Annotated in this window: 7 protein-coding genes; 6 read left to right on the top strand and 1 reads right to left on the bottom strand. The window is 74.6% G+C overall.

Annotation, left to right across the window (positions count from 1 at the left end; genetic code table 11):
• Positions 1–955, bottom strand: a 955-nt coding sequence (locus KBX39_RS21445; RefSeq protein WP_210872167.1) for an FAD-dependent monooxygenase, incomplete at its 3' end; no start/stop codon positions are given.
• Positions 956–1045: 90 nt separating this feature from the next.
• Here KBX39_RS21445 and KBX39_RS21440 point away from each other — a divergent pair.
• The 6 genes from KBX39_RS21440 to KBX39_RS21415 all read left to right on the top strand — a co-directional run.
• Positions 1046–1645, top strand: a complete 600-nt coding sequence (locus KBX39_RS21440) for a TetR family transcriptional regulator (RefSeq protein WP_043327640.1) — start codon at positions 1046–1048, stop codon at positions 1643–1645.
• A 15-nt stretch (positions 1646–1660) separates the two neighbouring features.
• On the top strand, positions 1661–2803 hold the full coding sequence (locus KBX39_RS21435; protein WP_210872165.1) for a DUF559 domain-containing protein: 1143 nt from the start codon (positions 1661–1663) through the stop codon (positions 2801–2803).
• Entirely contained in the window at positions 2790–4385 is a 1596-nt protein-coding gene (locus KBX39_RS21430; RefSeq protein ID WP_312247472.1) for an AMP-binding protein, read from the top strand. The genes KBX39_RS21435 and KBX39_RS21430 overlap by 14 nt, the downstream gene beginning before the upstream one ends.
• Before the next feature lie 180 nt (positions 4386–4565).
• Positions 4566–4829: an acyl carrier protein gene (locus KBX39_RS21425; RefSeq protein WP_043323623.1), complete on the top strand. Its 264-nt coding sequence runs from the start codon at positions 4566–4568 to the stop codon at positions 4827–4829.
• Complete coding sequence (locus KBX39_RS21420) at positions 4829–5074, top strand: hypothetical protein (RefSeq protein WP_043323626.1); 246 nt, start codon at positions 4829–4831, stop codon at positions 5072–5074. The genes KBX39_RS21425 and KBX39_RS21420 overlap by 1 nt, the downstream gene beginning before the upstream one ends.
• Positions 5067–5580: beta-ketoacyl synthase N-terminal-like domain-containing protein (locus tag KBX39_RS21415; RefSeq protein WP_043323628.1), on the top strand; the 514-nt coding region annotated here is incomplete at its 3' end. The genes KBX39_RS21420 and KBX39_RS21415, both read left to right, overlap by 8 nt.

The raw sequence follows: 5580 nt of genomic DNA, 5'->3' as shown, positions 1-5580 counted from the left end.
CGTACCCGTCGAGGGCCCGCGGACCGGCGGCGAGCGCGACGCCGAGCGCGACCGCGTCGCGCAGGCCGAGATTCATCCCCTGCCCGCCGGCCGGGCTGTGCACGGGCGCCGCGTCCCCGGCGAGCAGCACCGGCCCGCAGCGGTAGGTGCTCGCGATCCGGTGGTGGATCCGGAACCGGGACGACCAGTCCATCCCGGTGATCCGGTCCGGCCGGCGCGCCGGACCGCGCTCGTCGAGCAGCGCCTGGAAGTGGTGCGCCTGCGGGTCGCGCGGCGCGTCCGCCACCGCGGCGACCAGCCGCACCGTACCGTCGGGCAGCGGCGCCCAGACCAGCGGGCCCCGCCGGGACAGGAAGAGGCTCACCTGGTCGCGCGGCAACGCGCTGTCCACCCGGACGTCGGCGAGCAGGAACGACTCCCCGGGATCGGCCGGGCCGCCGAAGCCGATGCCGGCGAGTTCGCGGACCCGGCTGTGCATCCCGTCCGCGCCGACGACCCAGCGCGCCCGGACCGCGCGGCCGCCGTCGAAGCGCGCGAGAGCGCCGTCGCCGTCGAGGTCCAGGCCGGTCATCTCGTACGGCCGCAGCACGCGCCCGCCGAGCGCGGCGAGCCGGTCGGTGAGCACCGCCTCGGTCTCCGCCTGCGAGATCAGCAGCGCGTACGGGTAGCGCGACGGCAACCGGTCGAAGGGGACGGTGAGCAGCACCCGGTCCCGGTCGCGGACGCTGAACCGGGCCGATCGCAGCCCTCGGGCGGCCAGCGGCGCGGCGACAGCGATCCGGTCCAGCACTTCGAGGGTGCCGGCGTGCACGACGGCGGCGCGCGACGTGACGGGCGGCTCGGCGAGCCGGTCGACGACGGTCGCGGCAACCCCGTGCCCGGCCAGCGTCACGGCCACCGCCAGGCCGGTCGGCCCGGCGCCCACCACGAGGACGTCGGTGCGTTCGGGCAGCATCGCTCTCACCTCCGGCTCGGTCAACAACTGTTTGCCAACACATGTTGACTTCACTGTAGAACCAATGTCAACACGTGTTGGCCTACAGTCGTGGACGTGACCGAACCCGCCACCCGAACCCGCCGCTCGGACGCCACCCGGGCGGCCATCCTGCGCGCCGCCCGGGAACGCTTCGCCGCCGACGGCTACGACCGGGCCACCATCCGGGCCATCGCCGCCGACGCCCACATCGACCCGTCGATGGTGATGCGCTACTACGGCAGCAAGGAGGGACTCTTCGCCGCGGCGGCCGAGTTCGACCTGCGCCTGCCCGACCTGGCCGAGGTGCCGCCGGACCGGCTCGGCGAGACACTGACCCGGCACTTCGTACGCCGCTGGGAGGCGGACGGGACACTCGTCGCCCTGCTCCGGGCCGCCGCCACCAACCCCGGCGCGGCCGAACGGATGCGCGGCATCTTCGCCGGCCAGCTCGCCACCGCGGTGGCCCGGTCGAGCGCCGACCCGGCGACTGCCGAGCGGCGGGCCGGTCTGGTGGCCAGCCAGATCCTCGGACTGGCCCTCACCCGGTACGTCGTCCGGCTGCCACCCGTGGTGGACCTCGACCCGGAGGAACTGACCGCCTGGGTCGGCCCGACGATTCAGCGCTACCTGACCCAACCTTTGCCCCCGTCCCGCGCGTCTGGCCGGTGACGGAGGAGGAGCCGGATGGGGCGTGACTCGGACGACGGGCGGGCGGACTACCTCGCCTTCGTCGAGTCGCACCAGCACCGGCTGCTGCGCGCCGCGTACCTGATCTGCGGCAACCGGCACCAGGCCGAGGACCTGCTCCAGGACGCGCTGCTCAAGCTGGCGCTGCGCTGGCCGTCGGTGCGCGACGGCGACCCGGCCGCGTACGTGCGCGCCATCCTCTACCGCGACGCCGTGTCCTGGTGGCGACGCCGGCGGCGGGAGTGGCTCAGCGCGTACCCGCCGGAACGGCCGGACGAGGACGGCGACCCCGCGTTGCGGCTCACCGTGCGCGCCGCGCTGGACCGGCTCGAACAGGTGGCCGTCGAGCTGCTGCCGGCCTGGCTCCCGGAAGCCGCGCACGGCGTCCGCCCGGATACCTCCGGGCTCGCGGCCGTGCGGGCCGCGGCCGCCGCTCTCGCCCGCCGGGACCGCTACCCGGGTTCCTTCCTGACCGACCTGGCCGTCTTCGCGGTGACCGGGCGACGCCCCGCCACCAGGGCGCTCCCGCTACGCGCCACGGCGTCCGCGCTGGCGCGTCTCGTCGCCGCCGCGTTCGGCCGGCGGAAGGTGGTGCTGCTCGTCGGGCCGGTCGACGACGCCGCCGTGATCGCGGCCGGTGCCGCGTGGCTCGTGCAGCACGGCGGCCCGGCGGTCTGGCTGGCCGGAGCGGGTACGGCCGGACTGGACGGGCTGCCGGTGTTCCGCGTCGCACCCGCGACGGTGCCCGCCGGGCACGCTCCGGTGGCGGGCCGGCCGCATCCGGGCAGCGACGCGGAGAAGCTGCTGGAGGCGGCGCTCGCGGCTCAGAGCTGGGCAGCCGGACGGAGATGGAACCAGAGCTACCAGTCGCACCGCCTTTCCGCGCCGGTGCGACTGGATCTAGTGTGGCCGGACGAGCGGTGCGTGGTGGAGATCGACGGCCCGGAGCACTGCCGCCCGGTCCGCTTCGAGGCCGACCGGCAACGCGACGTCCAACTGCAACTGGACGGCTATGCCGTCCTGCGCTTCACCAACGCCCGAGTAGTTCACGACGTCGGCACAGTGGTCACGCAGATCGGCACCTATCTGCGGGCACGTCGCCGAGACCTGGCGGAAGGACGGCACCATGGCCGGCGATGACCTGACCGCATCCGAGAGCGCGATCCTCGTCGTGCTCATGGCCGAGGCGCGGGAGGTGCTGAGCACCGAGCTGCGGGACCGCTACGGCCTGGTCGTACGCAAGCCGCAGCGCGACAAGCTCACCCGCCTGCACTACGTGGCCAGCCGCAAGAGCGGGCCGACATACGCCCTGCAACTGGACGACAAGGGCTGGGTCCGGATGCAGAGCGACCTCGACTTCACGCTGCGGGGCGCGAGCGCGCTCGGCGCCGCCCTCACCGCGTTGCAGGCGCACCTGCGCGACCGGGTCCTGGGGCGCAGCGGCTGCGCGACGCTCGCCGAACTCTTCGCGCTCACCGACGTGCGCGCGCCGGCCGCCGAGCCGTCCGGATCGCTGACCGCGCGTGTGGTCAGCGCGTACCGGGCGCTCGCCGACGAGCCCGGCGCCTGGGTGAGCCTGCGCCGGCTGCGGCCGTTCCTCGCCGACGTGCCCACCGACCACGAGGTCGACCAGGCGCTGCGCCGGCTCAGCCCGCAGGTGGTGGTCGCCCCGGTGCGCTCCGGCGGCGGCGCGCTGCGGATCTTCGTCGACGTCACCGCCGGGGTGAGCGCGTACTCCGACCGCCCGGCGGGCAGCCCGCACGCGGTGATCCAGCTCAGCTCCGGCTCCACCGGGCCGTCCAAGGTGATCGGCCGCACCGCCGCCGACCTGGTCGGCGAGGTGCGCCGCTACACCCGCATCGACGGCGTCGCGCTGCCCGGCGAGCGGATCATCCTGCTGCCCAGCATGGTGCACGTGCTCGGCCTGGTCGGCGGCCTGCTCTACGGGCTGCACGCGGGCGTCGAGCTGTGCCCGCCGGAACGGCTCAGCGGCGACGCGATCCTCGCCGCCGTGGCCGCCCAGGACACCCCGGCCACTGTGCTCGGCGTGCCGTTCCACATCGGGCTGCTCGCCTCCACCACACCGGCCGGGCCGCTGCCGCAGCTCAAACGCATGACCACCGGCGGCGAGCTGGTGAGCGCCGCCGTGGCCAATGCCTTCACCGACCGCTACGGCGTGCCGCTGGGCAACATGTACGGGATGACCGAGGTCGGCGTCATCGGCACCGACCTGTACGGGCGGCACCGCCCCGCCATCGCGCCCGCCCCCGGCATCGAGGTGCGCGAGCGTGACGGCGAACTGTGGGTCAGCTGCCCCGCCAACCCGTACGTCGGACTGGCCGACCCGACCCGGTGGGCCGACGGCTGGCTGCACACCCGCGACGCCGGGGTGGTCGACCCGGACACCGGCCTGGTCACCATCAAGGGCCGGCTGGACTCGCAGGTGTCGGTGGGCGGCCTGAAGGTCGACCTGACCGAGGTGGAGGCCACAGTGGCCGGGCTGCCCGGCGTCGTCGCCGCGGTGGTGGTCTGGGACGACGGCATCACCGCGTACGTCCAGGCCGACGGCTCGCTGACCGAGGAGACGCTGGACAAGCTGATCGCCGAGCGGCTGGCCGGCTTCAAGCGTCCCCGCACGCTGCGGCTGCTCGACCAGATGCCCCGCACCACCACCGGAAAGCTGGTCCGGTCGGTCCCGGCGCTGCGGGACGCGGCGTCGTGACCGGACCGCTGTACGAGCCGCGCAACCGCCGGACTCCCGCCGGACGTCCGATCCACCCCGATTCCCGACCCGCCCCGGCCGAGCGGCGCGCCACCCGCGCGTCCGAGCCGGCCGGTCCACACGCACACGGTGTCCCGACCGGGCACCGTCAGCCGGTACACGGAGAAGAGGTCTGAACCCATGCGAGACCAGGTCCGCACTTTCGTCGTCGAACAGCTCGCCGACATGAACTACGACGTGGACGAGCTCGACGACGACACCACGCTCGGCCCCTCCGGCGTCGACCTGGAGTCGCTGGCCCTGGCCGACCTCGCGGTCCGCGTCGAGGACCGGTACGGCGTGAAGTTCGCCGACGACGAGTCGGAGAAGCTGGCGCTGATGACGGTCGGCGAGTTCACCACGATGGTCGCCGACCGGGTGGCCGCGAACAGCGACAAGTCCTGATGTCCGGTCAGCCCGACCTGGGGCGAGCTGACCTGGTGAGCATGCTCGCCGAACTGACCGCGAAACCCGCCGACCAGGTGCCGGACCGGCTCGGCTCGATGGAGCTGGCCTGGCTGGTGCACATGGTCGAGCAGCGCCACGACCGCCGGCTGGACCTGAGCGACGACGAACTCGCCGGCATCCGCACCGTCGACGACGCGCTCGCGGTGTTCCGCGGCGCGCTGACCGCTCCCGCAGATGGCTGAGCGGGAAACCGTACGGATCACCGGCACGTACGCGCTCAGCGCCCTCGGCAGGGGCGCGGACGCGCTGCTGGCCGGGGTGCTCACCGGCGCCCCGGCGTTCGGACCGGTGCGCCGTTTCGACACCACCGGCCGCCGGGTCACGGTGGCGGCCACAGCGCCGGACGTCGGCACGCTCGCCGACGAGCTGGCCGACGCGATCGACGCCGCCGCCGGGGCCGCCGGGCTGGACCGGGCCGGGCGCGCCGGGTCGGCGCTGTTCCTGGCCACCCACGGCGGGCCGCACTCGCTGCCCGTACCGCAGGGGCGGGACGCGCCGACGGTGCCGGCGCTGGCCGGTCACCTGGCCGCGCGGTGCGGACTCGGCGGGCGGACCCGGATCTACACCACGGCCTGCGTGTCGGCGAGCAGCGCGGTCGCCGACGCCGCCGCGCTGATCCGCCGGGGCGACCTGGAGCGTGTCGTGGTCGCGGCCGGTTACCTGGTCGAACCGGACCAGTACGCGCTGT

This window comes from Micromonospora sp. D75, assembly GCF_018070405.1.
Classification (GTDB): Bacteria; Actinomycetota; Actinomycetes; order Mycobacteriales; family Micromonosporaceae; genus Micromonospora; species Micromonospora chalcea.
Note: the sequence above shows the minus strand (reverse complement) of the source record. Positions and strands in the feature narration are given on the sequence as shown.